General features: G+C 39.9%; 17 protein-coding genes. 12 read left to right on the top strand and 5 right to left on the bottom strand.

Translation table 11 applies throughout. From position 1 onward, the window contains the following. Positions 1–111: 111 nt before the first annotated feature. The 4 genes from AC1Z3S_RS07565 (at position 112) to AC1Z3S_RS07550 (ending at position 3941) form a co-directional block, all read left to right on the top strand. A complete protein-coding gene (locus AC1Z3S_RS07565; protein ID WP_461739844.1) occupies positions 112–969 on the top strand; it encodes a DUF3737 family protein in 858 nt (285 codons plus the stop codon). Next, positions 966–2141, top strand: a complete 1176-nt coding sequence (locus AC1Z3S_RS07560) for a MalY/PatB family protein (RefSeq protein ID WP_461739843.1) — start codon at positions 966–968, stop codon at positions 2139–2141. Before AC1Z3S_RS07565 ends, AC1Z3S_RS07560 begins: the two co-directional genes overlap by 4 nt. Before the next feature lie 140 nt (positions 2142–2281). Beyond that, entirely contained in the window at positions 2282–3067 is a 786-nt protein-coding gene (locus AC1Z3S_RS07555) for a glucose-1-dehydrogenase (RefSeq protein WP_461739842.1), read from the top strand. Between the two features lie 22 nt (positions 3068–3089). Then, positions 3090–3941, top strand: a complete 852-nt coding sequence (locus AC1Z3S_RS07550) for a GRP family sugar transporter (protein WP_461739841.1) — start codon at positions 3090–3092, stop codon at positions 3939–3941. A gap of 419 nt (positions 3942–4360) precedes the next feature. Here the strand turns inward: AC1Z3S_RS07550 and AC1Z3S_RS07545 are convergent, their stop codons facing one another. Both AC1Z3S_RS07545 and AC1Z3S_RS07540 read right to left on the bottom strand, forming a co-directional pair. Further along, positions 4361–4510 (bottom strand): hypothetical protein, encoded by a 150-nt coding sequence (locus AC1Z3S_RS07545; protein ID WP_265456806.1) that lies wholly within the window; start codon positions 4508–4510, stop codon positions 4361–4363. Positions 4511–4639: 129 nt separating this feature from the next. Next, entirely contained in the window at positions 4640–5113 is a 474-nt protein-coding gene (locus AC1Z3S_RS07540) for a GNAT family N-acetyltransferase (protein ID WP_461739840.1), read from the bottom strand. Positions 5114–5379: 266 nt separating this feature from the next. Here AC1Z3S_RS07540 and AC1Z3S_RS07535 point away from each other — a divergent pair, with 266 nt between their 5' ends. The 5 genes from AC1Z3S_RS07535 (at position 5380) to AC1Z3S_RS07515 (ending at position 11018) form a co-directional block, all read left to right on the top strand. Next, on the top strand, positions 5380–6480 hold the full coding sequence (locus AC1Z3S_RS07535) for an ABC transporter permease (protein WP_461739839.1): 1101 nt from the start codon (positions 5380–5382) through the stop codon (positions 6478–6480). Continuing rightward, on the top strand, positions 6480–7151 hold the full coding sequence (locus tag AC1Z3S_RS07530; protein WP_461737491.1) for an ABC transporter ATP-binding protein: 672 nt from the start codon (positions 6480–6482) through the stop codon (positions 7149–7151). The genes AC1Z3S_RS07535 and AC1Z3S_RS07530 overlap by 1 nt, the downstream gene beginning before the upstream one ends. Before the next feature lie 114 nt (positions 7152–7265). Further along, positions 7266–7673: a YbaN family protein gene (locus AC1Z3S_RS07525; RefSeq protein WP_461739838.1), complete on the top strand. Its 408-nt coding sequence runs from the start codon at positions 7266–7268 to the stop codon at positions 7671–7673. Further along, positions 7663–9381 carry an ABC transporter ATP-binding protein/permease gene (locus tag AC1Z3S_RS07520; RefSeq protein ID WP_461739837.1) on the top strand — a complete coding sequence of 573 codons (1719 nt, stop codon included), beginning with the start codon at positions 7663–7665 and terminating at the stop codon, positions 9379–9381. Before AC1Z3S_RS07525 ends, AC1Z3S_RS07520 begins: the two co-directional genes overlap by 11 nt. Next, a complete protein-coding gene (locus tag AC1Z3S_RS07515; protein WP_461739836.1) occupies positions 9378–11018 on the top strand; it encodes an amino acid ABC transporter ATP-binding/permease protein in 1641 nt (546 codons plus the stop codon). The genes AC1Z3S_RS07520 and AC1Z3S_RS07515 overlap by 4 nt, the downstream gene beginning before the upstream one ends. Positions 11019–11104: 86 nt before the next feature. Here AC1Z3S_RS07515 and AC1Z3S_RS07510 read toward each other — a convergent pair whose 3' ends face one another. The 3 genes from AC1Z3S_RS07510 to AC1Z3S_RS07500 form a co-directional block, all read right to left on the bottom strand. Further along, complete coding sequence (locus AC1Z3S_RS07510) at positions 11105–12937, bottom strand: C40 family peptidase (protein ID WP_461739835.1); 1833 nt, start codon at positions 12935–12937, stop codon at positions 11105–11107. A 231-nt stretch (positions 12938–13168) separates the two neighbouring features. Further along, on the bottom strand, positions 13169–13954 hold the full coding sequence (locus AC1Z3S_RS07505; protein ID WP_461739834.1) for a Cof-type HAD-IIB family hydrolase: 786 nt from the start codon (positions 13952–13954) through the stop codon (positions 13169–13171). Continuing rightward, positions 13951–14919 (bottom strand): response regulator transcription factor, encoded by a 969-nt coding sequence (locus AC1Z3S_RS07500; RefSeq protein ID WP_461739833.1) that lies wholly within the window; start codon positions 14917–14919, stop codon positions 13951–13953. Before AC1Z3S_RS07500 ends, AC1Z3S_RS07505 begins: the two co-directional genes overlap by 4 nt. 285 nt (positions 14920–15204) lie before the next feature. Here AC1Z3S_RS07500 and ptcA point away from each other — a divergent pair, with 285 nt between their 5' ends. From ptcA to aguA, 3 genes are all read left to right on the top strand, one after another. Next, on the top strand, positions 15205–16224 hold the full coding sequence (gene ptcA, locus AC1Z3S_RS07495; protein ID WP_461739832.1) for a putrescine carbamoyltransferase: 1020 nt from the start codon (positions 15205–15207) through the stop codon (positions 16222–16224). 73 nt (positions 16225–16297) lie between these two features. After that, complete coding sequence (locus AC1Z3S_RS07490) at positions 16298–17722, top strand: APC family permease (RefSeq protein ID WP_461739831.1); 1425 nt, start codon at positions 16298–16300, stop codon at positions 17720–17722. Beyond that, complete coding sequence (aguA, locus tag AC1Z3S_RS07485; RefSeq protein ID WP_461739830.1) at positions 17676–18773, top strand: agmatine deiminase; 1098 nt, start codon at positions 17676–17678, stop codon at positions 18771–18773. The genes AC1Z3S_RS07490 and aguA overlap by 47 nt, the downstream gene beginning before the upstream one ends. Positions 18774–18780: the final 7 nt, after the last annotated feature.

Raw genomic sequence — 18780 nt, 5'->3', positions numbered from 1 at the left:
TTTTCGAATAGCTTAAAACATAATTGATTTTTTTTAAAAATTCCCCTTGACTTAAAGTCAGCTTTAAGGAGTAGGCTTAAGCTATAGAAATTTATAAAAGAGGGATTAAATATGAAAACAATTAAACAAGCCGTCTTAAGCGGCGAACGAGCTTTATTTAAAGCACAAAATTTGAGAATTGAAGATTCAGTTTTTCTAGATGGCGAATCACCATTAAAAGAAAGCAGCAATTTGGAATTGGTCAATGATATTTTTCGCTGGAAGTATCCTCTATGGTATAGCAACTTTCTAGAAGCGGAAAATATCACTTTAACTGAGACGGCTCGCTCTGGTATCTGGTACAGTCATCATCTTGAAATCAAACATAGTCTGATTCAAGCGCCTAAAACTTTCCGCAGAGCCTCCAATATTCATTTGGAGGATGTCCAGTTGCCAAATGCGGAGGAAACATTTTGGAATTGTCAGCAGATTACCTTAAATAATGTTCAAGCAACTGGCGACTATTTTGCTATGAATAGCCAAGATATTAAAGCGAATCAGTTTACTATTTCTGGTAACTACGCTTTTGATGGTGCTAAAAATATCGAAATCAGCAATGCCCGCATCCTCAGTAAAGATGCATTTTGGAATTGCGAAAATGTCGTGGTAAGAGATTCGGTCATCATCGGTGAATACCTCGGCTGGAACTCCCAAAATATTAAATTAATTAACTGTTTGGTGGAGAGCAATCAAGGGATGTGTTACATGGAAAATCTGGAAATGATTGACTGCAAAATTGTCAACACCGATTTAGCCTTTGAATATTCAACAGTTCAAGTTTCGACGGATTCAGTGATTGAAAGTATTAAAAATCCGCTTGCCGGAAAAATTCAGGCCACAGCCATTGAAGAAATTATTTTTGATGATAATGCCATCGACTTTAGTCAAACGGAATTATCATTAGGTAATGAAAATCAGGTGGCCCTATGAGCTATGATTTTGATCAGCTCATAGATCGCCGCCAAAATAATTCTTACAAGTGGGATATAAAGGAAAATGAGCTGCCGATGTGGGTGGCGGATATGGATTTTGCGACCGCTCCAGCCATTACTGAGGCCCTAAGATCACGTCTTGAGGAAAATGCTTTTGGCTATAATACAGTCCCCGAAGAATTTTTCGCAAGCTTTATCAATTGGTGGCAAGACTATCATCAGGTGAGTATCCAAAAATCAGGTCTGATGTTTTGTACGGGCGTCGTGCCGGCGATTTCCTCGATTGTCCGGAAGGTGACCAAGGTTCATGATAATGTCGTTATTTTGACGCCCGTCTATAATATTTTTTTCAATTCGATTTTAAATAATCAACGGCAGGTCTTAGCTTCACCGATGAGTTATCACGAAGGAAATTATCAGATTGACTTTGAAGACCTAGAAAGAAAACTGGCTTTAAAGGAGACCACGCTTTTTATTTTTTGTAATCCCCATAATCCGATTGGCAAAGTTTGGTCGCAGGCCGATTTGGAAAAAATCGGCGCCCTCTGCGTGAAACATCAGGTGCTATTGCTAAGTGATGAAATTCATTGTGATTTGACCCATGAAGGGTATCAATACCGTTCTTTTATTGATATTTCTCCGGCGATTTCGCAACAACTGATAGTTTGTTTGGCACCGACGAAAGCCTTCAATTTAGCCGGACTGCAAACTTCGGCAATTTACGTGGAAAATCCAGCGCTTTTTGAAAAAGTAAATCGGGGGATTAATACAGATGAAGTGGCGGAACCGAATACCTTTGCCATTCAAGCGGCAATCGCAGCTTTTACTGACGGTCGTCCTTGGTTAGAGGCGCTAAATTCATATTTAAGTCAGAATCGAAAGATTTTGACGGCGTTTTTTAAAAAGCGTTTTCCTGAAATTCGCCTGATTGAAAGCCAAGCGACTTATCTGGCTTGGTTGGATTGTTCCGCATTGACGAAGGATACGGCTGATTTTTGTCAGTTTTTAAGAAGGACAACCGGTTTAATCTTATCGGAAGGGGATATTTTTGGCGGCAACGGTCAGCAATTTGTCCGCTGGAATTATGCTTGTCCTGTCAGCCGTTTACAAGACGGCTTGGAGCGCTTTGAGGAAGGCACCAGAGAATTTCTTTTAGTAAATAAAAAATAAACGCAAGCATTAACAGCTTAAGCAACTTTGTTTAAGCTGTTTTTTTGCATTTTTTTGAAGGACATAGAATAATTTAATACAGCTTATATGGCTGTTTTATAAAGAAGTCATTATTTTTAAAAATGGAAAGAAGTGGTTAGATGTATTCAGAATTAGTTAATAAAGTTGCGATTATCACCGGCGGGTCAAAGGGAATCGGCACCGCCATTGCCGAACGATTTGGTAAAGAAAAAATGAAAGTGGCCGTCAATTATCATTCTGATGAAGCGGGGGCAAAAGAAGCCGTCGCAATCATTGAAAAAGCTGGCGGACAAGGCATTGCCATACAAGCAGATGTTGCCACAGAAGAGGGTAATCAAAAATTATTAGCTGAAACACTAAAGGCCTTTGGGGATTTGGATATTTGGGTTAATAATGCTGGTCTGGAAAATCAATACAATACCCATGAACTACCTTTACCTGAATGGGAAAAAGTTGTCAGCACAAATCTGACTGGCGTTTTTCTCGGCGCTAAGACAGCTCTTAATTATTTTTTGAGTCAAGATAAAAAAGGCAATATCATCAATACGTCTTCAGTGCACGAACAAATTCCTTGGCCGACCTTCGCTCATTATGCTGCATCTAAAGGCGGTGTCAAATTGTTCACCGAAACGATTGCAATGGAATATGCTGCTAAAAAAATTCGCGTTAACAGCATTGGACCGGGAGCTATTAACACACCAATTAATGCTGAAAAGTTCGCGGATCCCGAAAAATTAGCAACGACCACCAGTATGATTCCGATGGCCCGGATTGGGAAACCGGAAGAGGTGGCGGCAGCGGTCGCTTGGCTGGCATCAGATGAGTCTAGCTATGTGACGGGCATTACCTTGTTTGTGGATGGCGGGATGACTTTATATCCTTCATTTCAAGGCGGACGAGGCTAAAACAAAAAAAGGATGAGAACTCATGGGAATTTTAATTGCATTAATTCCCGCTTTAGGTTGGGGCTTACAGCCGTTAATCTTAGGAAAATTAGGCGGGAAAACTAGTAATGAAGTTTTAGGAACAGGAATTGGCGCATTAATCGTTGGTCTGTTAATTAAATTATTTTTTTCACCGGCAGCGATTTCTTGGCCGATTTTTTTAGTCAGCATGGCCTCAGGCGCCTTTTGGATTTTAGGACAATCGGGGCAATACCGCTCGTTAGAAATTATGGGCGTCAGCAAAACGATGCCGATTACCACGGGCTTGCAATTGGTCGGGACTTCGATAATTAGCGTACTGGCCTTTGGTGAATGGCCAGGAGTTACCAATAAAATTTTTGGAGCGGTTGCGATTGTTTTACTAATTATCGGTGCCAGCATGACCTCCTTTAGTGAAAGTAAAGGCGGCAACAATCAGTTAAAACAGGGGATTAGTATTTTGGCTTTGACCAGCTTTGGTTATTGGATTTATAGTGTCATTCCCAAAGCAATTGATGCTTCTGGCTTGTCCATTTTCTTTCCGCAAATGTTAGGAATTTTTGCCGGCGCTGTTGTTTATACGCTGATTAAAGAACCAAAAGCCTTTACCGAGAAAAAAAGTTGGCAAACTAGTATTGTCGGGATGATTTTTAGTATCGGTGCTTTAGCCTACATTTTTTCTGCAGAAGAAAATGGCGTCGCTACTTCTTATATTATCACGCAGTTAAATGTTATTGTCGCAACTTTGGGAAGTATTGTTTTTCTAAAGGAAAAGAAAACGCCTAAAGAATTGTGTCTGACTTTAGCCGGCTTAGCTTTGATTGTCGGCGGCAGCATCATCACTGTATTTCTCTAAAATGAACGATAGCCACCTCAAGTTTGAGGTGGCTATCTAACTAAAGAATATTCATAATTTAAAGCTTACAGGTAAAACTATTACTATCAGTTAACTATTTCTCATTTAAACAATGACATCCCTACCTCTATGTCATCCTTGCAGCTCTCAAGCTACGCCAGTGAGAATAAATTTCTTCAAAATAAATTAAATTGTCGCATAAAAATATTTTAGTGTAATAAAACTATAGCATATCTTGAGGTCAAGCCGTCGAAATCTTAAGGGAACTTAATAAATATCCGTCTCAAGTCTGAGAGACGGACTTAAAAGCAGTTCCCACAAAATCGAAAGAAGCCAACAAAAAAAGCATCCACCATGAGGATTGGCAGATGCTTTTATAAATGGTACGAAGAATAGTTCTTCACGTGAGTGGACACTCCTTAGATAGATTTTTTCAATTCTTGTACAGCTTTTTCAATCGTCGTACCGGTGGCTACTTGATTAGGATTTACTTTGTTGAAGACAACAAACAAATTTAATTTAGTATCCAAAGTTACTCGGTATTGAAAATTTTTGTTATCGAATGTCATAGTCATTCTCCTTTCAATTGTCTTAGGAAAGGCAACGATGTATTGATAACGAAATTCCAATTGTTATTATAGCATAAGTTCCCACGAAGGGGTAATAATCGAGCTGGCAAATTTAAAATCTCTTAATTTTTAGCCAAGTTTCTTCAAGTACCAGCGATTCATCCTAGTGTGCTCGGTTTCAATCAATGGCGCAGATAACCTTTTAAAGCCAAATGCTTCATATAATTGACAAGCCTCAGTCAGCTTTGAATGGGTCTCTAAATAGCACTCAGTATAATGCTGGCGGGCAAAAGTCAAAGCGGTGTTCATTAATAATTTAGCTAGGCCTTGACCTTGAAAATCATCTCGAACATAAAGTTTTTGTAACTCACAAGTATTTGGATAAGGAAAACTGCCGATACCGACACCGGCGATAATTTCTTTTTGATAAGGAATCACCCAGTAAGTACCAAAGGCTTCTTGTTGATAAAATTCATAAAGTTGAGCCAAATAAGGATCGAAATAAGCGGTTCCCGGCAAGTCCATCTGCCGCTGTTTTAATGAATGTTGAATCAAGTTTTTAATGTGTAAATTATCTGCTGGTTGAATTTCTCGTAGCTTCATTGCCTGCTCCTTGGAAGTTTTTTTCATCATAACCTAAAACGAAGCTTTAGCCAAAATTTTTTTAAAAATATTTTTTGGATACGCTACAAAAAAAGCCTTTCATTTTTCTATAAGGAAAAACAATTTTCAAATAATAAAGAAAAAACCCTTGATTTTATCAGCAAGAAAACACTTTTCAGAAAAGTGTTCATTCCGGTTTCAAAAAATATCAAAACTAGTTTAGCGGTGGTATGCTAACCTACGAAATAAATTAAGAGGTGATTGAGATGTTCTTAGCAATAAAAGAAATGAAATATGCAAAACTCCGCTACAGTTTAATTATCGGCATCATGGTCTTAGTCGGCTATGTGGTTTTCATGCTCTCTGGCTTAGCCGATGGACTTGCCAGCGGCCATACAAAAGTTGTGACAGATTGGCAGGCATCAGAAATTGTTTTATCAGAGGATGCCAATAAAGTTGCTACGGCTTCCCAACTGACTGCCGGCGACATTGACCGGGTCAGCACAAGTGATGCCAATAAAGCGGCTGTCAGCATTTTTTCTGGTTCCATCAGTGAAAATGCCGACTCCGATGATAAAACCAATATCACCGTTTTTGGCGCAGCTCATACGAGTTTTGTTGTCCCTGAGGTAACCAGTGGCACAACGTATACAGCTGATGATGAAATTGTGATTTCCCAAAACTTAGCCGATCAAGAAGGCTATCAAGTGGGTGACACTGTCAGTATCGGCAATGACGATAGGTTGACAATTGTCGGCATCATTCCAAGTTCTTCTTATAATGTTGCACCAATCATTTACACTTCCATAGCAACCGAAGCCAAAATCAAATACGGCGATCAAGATTTCGGCGGTGCTGAAAATATTCCCGTCAACTTGATTGTGGTGCAAAATGACAACAATGTTGCGGTGACAAATGCTGATGGCGATACTAAAATCGAAGCAATTGATGAAGCGACTTTCATTGAAAATATTCCCGGTTACAGCGCTGAAAGTTTAACCTTGAATTCCATGATTGCTTTCTTGTTTGTAGTGGTTGCAGCAATTGTCGGCATCTTCATGTATGTGATGACGTTGCAAAAAACTAGTCTCTTTGGAGTAATGAAGGCCCAAGGAGTGGCAACAAAATATATTGTGCGCTCAATTATCGCGCAAGCCTTCTTTGTCGGCTTGTTCGGCGTTATTATTGCCTTTGCGTTGTCCTATGGTACGAGCTTCATCTTACCAGCAGCGATGCCATTTGCCGTTGATTTAATCAAATGGTTAGGCTTTGGCGGAATTTTAATTGTCGTAGCAGTCTTGGGCGGCGTCTTTTCAATTAGAACCGTCACCAAGGTTGACCCGATTACAGCGATTGGAGGAGAATAATCATGGCAATTTTAGAAATGGAAAATATCAAAAAATCCTTCGGTAGCGGCCACACAGCGGTCGAAGCCCTCAAAGGAATTGATTTTAAAGTTGAAAAAGGGGAGTTTGTCAGTATTATCGGCCCTTCAGGTTCAGGTAAAAGTACCTTTTTGACCATCGCCGGTGGCTTGCAAAATCCAACCTCAGGCACGATTAAAATTTCCGGCAATGACTTTACGCATTTAAAGGAGAAAAAAAGGGCAGCCCTGCGCTTTAAAGAAATCGGCTTTATTTTACAATCAGCTAATTTAATTCCTTTTTTAACGGTGGCAGAACAATTTCAATTTGTTGAAAAGATTGAACACCAAGCAAAGGCTGACTTTGCCAAAGATTTATTAGAGTCTCTCGATATCTACGACTTAAAAGATAAATATCCGAAAGATTTATCCGGTGGTGAAAGACAACGGGTGGCTATCGGCCGAGCGCTTTTCAATGACCCAGATTTAATTTTAGCAGATGAACCGACTGCCAGCCTCGACACAGAACACGCTTATGATGTGGTTAAGCTTTTAGTCAAAGAAGCCCATGCCAAGGAAAAAGCAACGGTGATGGTGACCCATGATCAAAGAATGGTGGAATGGTCTGATCGCGTTTTAAAAATGGAAGACGGCCAATTAATTCCACAAATGTAAAAAAGTTCAGTCCAGAATTTATTTTTGGGCTGAACTTTTTTATTAACTGATAACCATTCTCAACTCTCTTTGGTTGTGATATACTTAACGAATAAAGCGAGTGAGGTGTGGTTGTTGAAAAAAATCCTGTTTATTATTTTAGGTGGCTTGATGTTTGGTTTAGGCACGTTAGGTATTTTTTTACCATTTTTACCAACGGCCGTTTTTTATCTGCTGACCGCCTTTTTCTGGGTGAGAAGTTCAGATAAATTATATGGCAAACTTGTCTCTTCAGATGCATATCAAAATTATGTGGTAGAGACGCTTGTCAAAAAAAACATTTCAACAAAAAGTTTAATTCGCATGTTTTTTGTGATTGGGCTGGTCTTTTTGATTCCGGCGATTTTAGTCGATAATCTCGTGATGCGGGTCACAATGGCGATTGTTTATGTCGTCCATGTGATTGCTTTGTCTTGGTATATCAAGGGACGCAAAACTAAAAATAGGAAAGTTGCTGAGGTGCAAAAGCCTTATGATCGATAAACGACTGTTTCAGTTGACGGCGAAAAAGCCGCTGCTTTTATTAGTATTTTATAAACTAATCAACCTTTTATTCTCGATTTTGCTGTGGTTTTTAATCGCAGAAACAATTGATGCTTATATTAAAAAAGGTACCATCAATCCAGCTGTGCTTTTGGGCGGCGGACTGGTGGTTTTATTTGGTAAAATTTGCTTGAGTCAGCTGACTGATCATGCGACTTATGCGGCCTCCGCTAATTTGCGCCTGCAATTAAGAGAACAGGTGATGGCCAAAGCTTTTCGTTTAGGCAACAGCCAAGCGCAAATTTCAGCTACCCGCTTGAGTCAATACTCAGTTGATGGTATCGAACAGTTAGAAATTTATTATGCGCGCTTTTTGCCGCAGCTCTTTTATTGTTTGGCCGCTTCTTTAGTTATTTTTATTGTGCTGGCGCAATTTGCTTGGCAGCCGGCTTTGATTTTATTAATTTGTTTGCCAATTATTCCGATTGTTATTATGGCGGTGATGAAGCTGGCAAAAAGAATTTTAGCGGGCTATTGGCAAAATTATACCAATCTAGGAGTTAAATTCCACGAAAATCTGCAGGGGCTAAGTGTTTTGAAGGCGTTTAATCGTGACCAAGCTAAACAGCAAGAGATGGCAGCCGATGCTGAAAAATTCCGCAGAGTGACCATGAGTCTTTTGTCGATGCAATTAAATTCAATTACGATTATGGATATTGTTTCATACAGTGGAGCTGCTTTGGGAATCGGGTTAGCGCTAATCGCTTATCAAGGCGAACAACTCACATTGGTAGGTTTACTGATGTTTATTTTATTGAGTGCGGAATTCTTTTTACCAATGCGGCAGCTAGGTTCACTCTTTCATGTGGCGATGAATGGCATCAGTGCCTGCAAAAATTTATTCGATTATTTAGAGCGACTGGAAATAGCTTACGGTAGTGAACAATTAGCAGAAGAGTTAACCAGTATTACTGTGAAAAATCTTAGCTTTGGTTATCAAAATCAAGGGAGCGTTTTGAAAAATCTGCAGGTGACCTTTAAGAAAGGTCAGTTCACCGGTATTGTCGGTAAATCAGGTTCCGGTAAGAGCACCTTTGTCCAGTTGCTGACCCATCAACTGGTGGATTATCAAGGGGAGATTTTATGGAATCAGCAGTCTTTAAATGATTTATCACGGGCTGAAATTAATCAGCGGGGCAAACTGGTTAATAATCACGGCTATCTCTATCCCATCAGCTTAAAAGAAAATTTATTGCTGGCTAAGCCGACTGCCACGGAGGCTGAGTTATGGAGGGTCTTAGAAAAAGTTCAGTTGCGAAATTTTGTAGAACAATTGCCGCAGCAATTGGCAGAAGTTCTAACTGAAAATGGCGGTAATTTATCCGGTGGCCAGCGTCAGCGTTTATTGCTGGCTAGAGCTTTATTAAGTGAAGCCGAGTTGTTTATTTTTGATGAAATTACTTCGGGGATTGACTTAGCCAGTGAGGAAATTATTTTGCAGGTGCTGACAGAATTAGCCGAAGATCATATCGTGATTTTTATTTCCCATCGGTTATACAACATTGCCCATGCCGACCAAATTTTGGTTTTTGAAAATGGCGAACTAGCTGCTCAAGGTTCGGCTGAAGAATTAGCCGAGAAGTCAGCTTTTTATCGAGATTATTTTGCTGAGGAAAAACGTCAGCTGGAAGGAGTCGTGACAGAATGACGAATGTAAGCTTAATTCGCTGGCTTTTAGCTTTTGTCAAACCACTCCGCTGGCTGATGGCTGGGGCAGTCACTTTAGGCATCATTAGTAATATTGTGGTGATTATCATTCCGGTATTAGCGGCGGTGACCGCCTTTCAAATTTTTAGCGGCATGACGGTCAATTTAACAGCGATTATGATTGTCCTAATTTGCTGCGGGGTCATTCGTGGTGTAGCTCGCTATTGTGAACAATATTTAAATCATAATATTGCCTTTCGCTTGCTGGCAATTATACGGGAGAAAATTTTTGCTCAATTGCGCCTTTTAGGACCAGCCCGCTTGGGCGGTAAAAAAAGTGGCGATTTAATCACAGCCATTACCACGGACGTTGAAGCGCTAGAGGTATTTTTTGCTCATACTGTTTCCCCCGTTTTAATTGCTTGCGGCACGACCATTTTGACAGTTGGCTTTTTGGCTCGCTATCATTTGGGTTTGGCGCTGATTTTATTGGCGGGGCAATTAATTGTTGGTGTTCTATTGCCATTTTTCAGTTACCGAAAACATCAACAGATTGGCGATAATTATCAAAAGGATTTTGTAGCTTTGAATCAAGCCGTGATGGAGGATATTGCCAGTCTACAGGACATTGACCAATACAATCTCCAGACAGAAAAATTATTCGAATTGCACCAAAAAGGAACCAATTTAAATCAGCAATACCGCCTGCGTTTGCAACAGGGGAGTGTCTTGCGGATAGCTGGAGAAGTGACCTTGATTGCCACTTCTGTCATTATTTTAGTCTTAGCTGCTTTTTGGCAGCTGCCAATGGAAACAATCATTGTGGCACCAATTTTGAGTTTAAGCGGCTTTGGTTCAGTGTTAGCTTTAAATGGCTTGGGAAATGATTTATTGATGACCTTTGCCAGTGGCCGCCGCATCTATGCTTTAATGCAAGAAATACCGGCCGTGACTTTTGGAAAAACAAATGAAACTTTTGCTTTAGATAAAGTGAGTTTGCAGGATGTTGCCTTTAGCTATGAGCAAGGCAAACCGATTTTAGAAAAAATTAATTTTACTCTAGAAGCTGGAGAATGGTTGGGCATCGGTGGTGAAAGTGGCAGCGGCAAAAGCACCTTGGTGAAGTTATTGATGCGCTATTGGAATCCTGAAAGCGGCCAGATTAATATCAATCAAAATAATCTCAGCGAGCTTTCGGAAGAAGCTCTCCATCAATTAGAAGGCTTGATGGAACAGCAGACATTTATTTTTGAGACGACTTTGTTGGAAAATATTCGTTTAGGCAATGCCGCTATTTCACATGCGGCTGTCTTAAAAGCTGCTGAGGAGGCCGAAATTGCGGAATGGATAAACAGTCTACCAAATGGCCTGCAGACGGTGGTAGGTGGACAGGCCCGCAGTTTATCTGACGGCGAGCGGCAAAGAATCGGCATTGCCAGAATGCTGGCCTATGATGCGCCGCTACTTTTATTAGATGAGCCGACTAGCAATTTAGATTATCTAAATGAGCGGAGTATCCTGAGCACCTTGACCAAGAAAATTCACGGAAAAACTGTTTTATTGATTTCCCATCGTCCAACGACTTTGGCAATCACACAAAAACAATTACATGTGACTGGAAAAACTTTAAAGCCATAAATAAAACCCTCGATTAAACAGACAGGCCAAGCATCAATTAATTTAGCAATTAATTGAGTGGCTGAGAGTTTAATCGAGGTATTTTGTTAGTTTTCGTTAGGTAATTGATAGTGTACTTCTGTTTCATTGTTAGCTAGCTGAACAATTTTAGTGGAAAGTTTGATTGTTTGGGGGTCTTCTTGACCGCGGATAAGTTTCTTTGAAGTAGCAAGAAACTGACTAAATAGTTTTTTGAAGCTGACTTTTTGCCGTTGTATTTTTTGCGGTGTCACAACTTCTTCGACAATTTCGGTTTCCAATGGCTGATCATAATCCGTTAATTGGTAGGCTTCAATAATCGCATTTAATTTCAAAGCGTAATTTTGATCTGTTGCATACCGCCCTTGTAAAAAGGCAGTCGCATCGGTATAGGAATTTGTTGTAGTTTTCCAAGTAGACTGGTAAAAATCAGCGTCACTTTCCAAACCATTTTTCAAAAGCTCAGCATAGTCTAGCAAACTTTCTTTGTAAGAAGGATATTGTCTAAAGTCGGCAGTGATTTGATAGATTTGGCCTTCCAGTGATTGTTCGAGGGTTTTCATCGCAACAGCTGCCCCTTGATACTGACCTTTAATGCCAAATAAATTGAAATTCGGTTCTGCACTGAGGGTACTGTTACCTGAGCCGCTCTCTAAAATGGCTTGGGCAATCATCACGGAGGCATACAAATCATTTTCTTGCGCAATCTCGCGGGCGTCCTCTGCAATTTCAGCAATAAATTCACTGGTAGTTTGATTTTTTGTCACGGTAAACTCACTCGACCAAGTGGTATCAACTGAATTGCCCGCAACTCCACCAAGAACACTGATTGCATAATTTGGCATAAAGCCGGCGGAGAAGGTTGAAATTTTGACAGTTTGGCCAAAAGTTGGGGCCGCAATGTATTGATTATTTCCTAAATAAATCGCAACGTGATGGGAATAATTTGAGTCACTATCCTGCCAAAAAAGTAAATCCCCCGGTTGGGCTTGAGCAACAGGTTTATGCAGACCAATATTTTGTTGTTCACCAGTCCAGCCGCCGATGTTTAGACATAATGCTTGATTAAAAACATATTGGGTAAAACCCGAGCAGTCAAAGCCTTGAGGAGTTTTTCCACCCCAGACATAAGCAACGCCAATATGCTTTAAGGCCTCTGCAATAATCGCTTGCTGCCCAGCCTGCGATTGAGTTGGCGAAACAAAATCTAAGAGGGGAGCTGCTTCTTGTTTGACAGTAGTTGTTGTTGTTTTTGTTTCAGTAGAGGCTTGAACTTCTGCTGGCTTGGTTTCTGCAGTGACATCAGGAGTTGTTGTCTCTTCTTTTGATCCAATTGTTGCATCGTCTGATTTTGCTGGTTCTTCTACTGTTGGTGTTTCAGTTGCTGCTTCTGATTCAGGAGGAATAGTTGATTCAGGTGTTTCAGCCGGTACTTCATTTGGCGTTTCTGGTTCAACCGTATTTTCTTCTGCAGGAACTTCCTCTGGTATGTCAGTTGCCTCTTCATTCGCAGTTACTTCAAGTTTTTCAAAATTAACGGTTACGTTTGGTTGCTGAGCAGTCAAAGTAAACGATCCAGTTTTGCTTTGGGCATCATAATAATAATTTTCAACGTTTCCAATCATCAAACTGACTAGCTGATAGTCAACGGCGACTGTTGCGGAAAATGAGATTGTTTCCCCTAAAAGTAAGTTGCTGTTTTTACTAAAGACAATCCCGTTAACGCCGCTTGCATCATAATAATTATTTAATTGATAATTTAAATTTTGACTCTCAGCTTCTGGTTGTTTTAACAGTTCCTCTTGATTTTCTTCGGCTTTCACAGGTAGGGCGAAAGCAAACATTGAAGGAGCAATTAAGACTAGAGCAGTCATTACTTTTGTTAACTTATACTTTTTCATTTCCTCACCTCAAGTATAACGATACAAATTAAAAGTGTTTCCTGCACTTCAAAATCCAGCCTTTTATGACAAAAAAATGACAAGAAATCAAGCAGCCTGCTGTGATTTCTTGTCATTTGCTTTGTAATTATCTCTTCTCAAAAATTTGCTTTCAAAAAAATGTATCATGATAGCTGAAAAAAATAGAAAAATCTAACAATTGAAAGATAACCTCGGACGGAAATTTCATCGTTACTCTTGAATCAATCCTAACTGGAGACAAGCTTTCCAAATACCATCATCGCCAACATCTGCAGTGACTAAGCGGGCTTTTTCTTTAAGCTGGGCAGTAGCATTGCCCATGGCGATTGGAAAACCAACGGCTTCAAACATTTTTACATCATTCTCTTCATCACCAAAGGCTATTGCTGCGGCAGGTGTGAGTTTTAACTGATTAAGTAGCGCTGAAATTCCGGACGCTTTGCTAACGTTTATGGCGTGGATATTAGCAATTGTCGGGGCTACTTTTTCCACGGCTACTGCTGGATTTGTTAGGGAAAGCGGCTGATTGTCAGTTAGCTGACAAATAAATTGTAAAATATTTGGCGGTAAATGAGTCTTACTTATCAAAGGCTGTGGATTCAGCTGACTATCGCCACGAAAGTCAGCTTCTGGCGGATAAAAAATGGCCTCGGTTGTTTCAATTAAATAGCCTATCTGGTGCTTTTCCAATTCCTCAATAATTTGCTGAGCTAATTGCGGGGTTAATGCATGCTGCTGAATAGTTTGTCCGTGGTGAGTAACTTGGGATCCATTAGAAGCGACGATGCTGCCAATTTTTAAGCGAGCTGCTAACTCTTTGATAAAAGAATAGCTGCGCCCAGTGGCAATTACCGTTTCAATCTGTTGTTCTTGTAATTGCAGCAACGCTTTTTTAGCCGAAGTGGGAATTCTGTCATAGATACTTAAATTTTTGGGCAGCTGATTATCAGCTAAAGTGCCGTCAATATCAAAAAAAGCAATTTTATAAGCGGTCATTGGGACTCTCCTTTAACATTAAAGTCAGAGATAAACTTCTGATAGACAGAAATTATTTGATTGCGTTTATTAATCTCCAACTTAATAAAAATATTATGGACATGGGTTTTGACTGTGCCGATGGATAGATACAGGCTATCGGCAATCTCTTGGTTTGATTCTTGTTGCAATAGCCGCTGAAAGATTTCGGCTTCCCGTTGTGTCAGTTGATAATGGCTTTCAAAGGCCTGACAAATTTTTTGATCAGCTAAATCAGGTTTGTCAGGAGAAGCCTGAGAGCTGGTTTGCGTTAAAGGAAAGTCCTTCAAGTTATAATGTAAAATTAAAAGACAGCTGGCGATTGAAAATAAATCTTCGCTAAAATTACGATTGAAAATTTTTAAGGTTAAGGAGCTGTATTGGTCAAGATTAAAGATAACAAACGTATCTTCACTTAAAATACAGATGCCGCTGATTAAGGCCAAGATGGCAATCGCCTTCAAATAAAAAGTTGCTGTTTGACTGAGCTGCTTGCTTTTCAAATGAAGCAGACAATAACCGCCTAAATAAAATAGTAGGAGCTGGTTTGGTAGGTAGAAGAGCCAGACTTTTAAAGCTGAATCAGCTAACATCGGCACTGAGAGCATCCAGATTGCCATGATGATTAAAATGGCCAGTTGAGTGGTTTTGATTTTTTCTCCCAAAATCAAATTGATAATCCAAATACAACAAAAGCTGTTCATCAATAGAATGAGGGCTTTAATAATGGGTACGAGCATAAATAAAGAGTTGTAGCTGGTCGCAAAACCGGCTAAAAATTCTGTCATATATATAATGACATTATCGAGGATAAAGAAACTCAATAAACATAGCATAGCTACAAGAAGCGGTTTTTTCTCTTTCAGGTAATTGACAAAGACCATCGAAAAACTAAAAGTGTAGAGTAGAAGGAGTAAAATATTATAAATAAAAATAGCGACCATCATCATAAAAACCCTTTCAATTAGCAGTGACAAAAAAATTTATTCTGCTTTTTCTTTGACACGTTCAGTATAACATTTTTCCCCTCAGTTATTTTGCTATCTCAGCTAAACTTCCAACTAAACTTTTCTAAACCCTTGATAAAACTTAGGTTTATACCTCAATTTAAACCCGTAATTTTGCTAGGTTTTTGAAATTGATAGCGTTTACATCTGTCAGTTTATCGTAAACCTGCAAAAAAATTGCTAACTTGAGGATGCAAGAAAGATAAATCTGAGGAGGAAACACAAATGAGTACAAAAGATTTTATTACAACAGAGGATTACAGTAAGGAGGAAATTTTGAAAATCGTCCATCTTTCATTAAAGATTAAAGCGGCTATCAAAAATGGTTTTTATCCGCAGCTGCTGAAAAACAAATCTTTAGGCATGATTTTTCAACAATCTTCTACTAGAACCCGGGTTTCATTTGAAACAGCCATGACCCAATTAGGAGGTCATGCCGAATATTTAGCTCCTGGACAAATTCAATTAGGCGGGCACGAAACAATTGAAGATACAAGTCGAGTACTATCACGTTTAGTGGATATTTTAATGGCTCGAGTAGAACGCCATCACAGTGTCAACGATTTGGCAACTCATGCGACGATTCCTGTAATTAACGGCATGTCTGATTACAATCATCCAACGCAAGAAATTGGCGATCTATGTACCATGTTTGAACATTTACCAGCAGGTAAGAAAATTGAAGACTGCAAAGTCGCTTTTATTGGAGATGCGACGCAAGTTTGTTTCTCTTTAGGATTGATTGCAACCAAAATGGGCATGGATTTTGTGCAATTTGGACCAAAGGGTTTCCAATTAAATGCCGACCATCAAGCGAAGCTGCAAAAAAATTGTGAAATCTCCGGTGGAACGTTTGTCGTGACCGGTGACTTGGAGGCAATTGTCGGCGCTGATTTTGTATACACAGACGTTTGGTATGGCTTATACGAAGCGGAGTTATCAGAAGAAGAACGGATGAATGTCTTCTATCCGAAATATCAAGTCAACCAAGAATTAATGGACAAAGCAGGAAAAAATGCGAAATTTATGCACTGCTTGCCGGCTACTCGTGGCGAAGAGGTGACCGATGACGTCATTGATGGCAAAAATTCCATCTGTTTTGATGAAGCAGAAAATCGTTTGACATCAATTCGGGGATTGCTGGTGTACTTAATGGACAATTATGCAGCTAACCATCCGATTGACATTGCTAAACAAGCCGAAGCCAAAGCTGATTTAGAAATTTTCTTAGGTAAACCACTGTAAAAGTTCGTGGCAATTGTGGAAGCAGATGAAAAAATTTGCTTCCACAATTGCAGCGCTAGAAAGGATGAACAGCATGGAAAAAAAGAAAAAATTTAGCTTGATGAGTGCTATCTTGTCGGTTATCTGCGTCGTTTTTGTAGCAGAAGCGGCAGCTCCGGTAGCAGCCATCGGCAATTCGCAATTTTTCTGGTGGATTTTTTTACTGATAACTTTCTTACTCCCCTATGGTTTGATTTCTTCTGAATTAGGCACGACCTACCTTGGCGATGGTGGTATTTATGATTGGGTTACCAAAGCTTTTGGCCATCGTTGGGGTTCACGGGTTTCTTGGTATTATTGGATTAATTATCCTTTGTGGCTGGCTTCTTTAGCAGTGATGTGTCCGGAGTTGGTGACAACTATTACCGGTATCGAATTTCCGACAATCGGTGCAGTCATCATCGAGCTAATTTTTATCTGGGTGATTGTCTGGATTAGTTTTTATCCGGTTAGCGATAGCATCTGGATTTTAAATGGCGCAGCAGTAATTAAAATGCTGCTAGCGGTTTTAATCGGCGGCTTAGGTGTCTACGTGGCTTTGACAAAAGGCATGGCCAATGAATTTACTTTAAGCTCACTTTTACCAAGCTTTGATTTAAACAGCTTATCCTTTATTTCTGTGATTATTTTTAATTTATTGGGCTTTGAGGTCATTTGTACTTTTGCCGATGACATGGAAAATCCCAAAAAACAAATTCCTCAATCGATTATTGCCGCTGGTTTAGTGATTGCTGCTATCTATATTTTTTCTGCTTTTGGGATCGGTGTGGCAATTCCGACTGATCAAATTAGTACCAGCAGTGGCTTGATGGATAGCTTCAAATTATTAACCGGTTCAACTACCGGCTGGTTTATTATTGCGATGGCCTTTTTATTTTTACTGACGTTGTTTGGAAATATGATTTCTTGGTCGTTAGGGGTCAATAACACAGCCTGCTATGCCGCTGAAAATGGCGATATGCCAAAATTTTTCACAAAACGCAGTCCAAAAAATGGCATGCCAACTGGTACAGCCTTAATGAATGGTATTGTCGCTTCTGTCGTGGTGGTGATTGCGCCGATTTTACCAAATCAAGATTTATTCTGGGCATTTTTCTCTTTAAATTTGGTGATGTTCCTATTGTCTTATGTGCCAGTTTTTCCAGCATTTTATAAACTGAGAAAAATTGATCCAGATACGCCAAGACCTTTTAAGGTTGGCGGCGGGAAATTCTTTTTAGGTTTACTAGTCGTTTTACCAATGGTGATGATTATTATCTCACTTATTTTCACAGCACTGCCTTTACAATTCGATGCAGCTTCATTAAATGAGCAGCTGCCGATTACAATCGGGGCAATCGTCTTTATCTTATTTGGCGAAGGAATTATTTGGGTAAAAAAAATAAAGAAAACGAAGATAGGAGAAAATCAAGATGGCAAAGAGAATTGTGACATCAACACCGAAACAGGACGGCTTTAGAATGCCGGCTGAATTTGCAGCTCAGGAAAAAGTTTGGATGATTTGGCCAGAGCGTCCAGATAATTGGCGGGACGGAGGTAAACCAGTCCAGGCGGCCTTTACCGCTGTGGCTAAAGCAATTAGTGAGTTTACGCCGATGAATGTATTGGTCTCGCAGCAGCAATTTCAAAATTGCCGCCGCCAGCTGCCACCGGAAATTACAGTTTATGAAATGTCGAATAACGACGCTTGGATTAGAGACTGTGGACCGACCTTTTTAATTAATGACCAAGGTGAGCTGCGGGCTGCCGATTGGAAATTCAACGCATGGGGCGGCTTAGTTGACGGTTTGTATTTTCCATGGGATCAAGACGATTTAGTAGCGCAAAAAATTTGCGAAATTGAAAAAACGGATTCCTATCGAACAGAAGATTTTGTGTTAGAAGGGGGCTCCTTCCATGTTGATGGAGAGGGGACAGTTTTGACAACTGAGATGTGTCTGCTTAGTGAAGGCCGTAATCCCCAGATGACTCAAGCAGAAATTGAAGAAATGCTCTGTGAGTATTTAAATTGTGAAAAAGTTTTGTGGTTGAAAGACGGCATTGATCCAGAGGAAACCAATGGACATGTCGACGATGTTGCTTGCTTTGTTGCTCCCGGTGAAGTTGCTTGCATTTACACCGAAGATCAAAGCAGCCCTTTTTATGCCGCCGCTAAAGATGCCTATGAACGTTTAAGTAAAATGACCGATGCCAAAGGACGCCAGTTGAAGGTCCACAAGCTGACTTGCCCCGTTGAAAATGTCACGATTAAAGGGGAATTTAAAATCGATTATGTTGAAGGGACAATGCCGAGAGAAGATGGCGACATTTGTATTGCCTCCTATATGAATTTTTTAATTACCAATGGTGGCGTGATTGTTCCTCAATATGGGGATATTAATGATGCTTTGGCTTTAGAACAAATCCAAAAAATGTTCCCCGATAAAAAAGTGGTTGGCGTCAATACGGTTGAAGTGGTCTATGGCGGCGGTAATATTCACTGCATTACCCAGCAACAACCAAAACGGTAGAGGGAGA

The organism is Enterococcus sp. LJL90, from assembly GCF_056924355.1.
The sequence above is the reverse complement of the archived record's forward strand: the minus strand, read 5'-3'. Positions and strand labels throughout refer to the sequence as shown.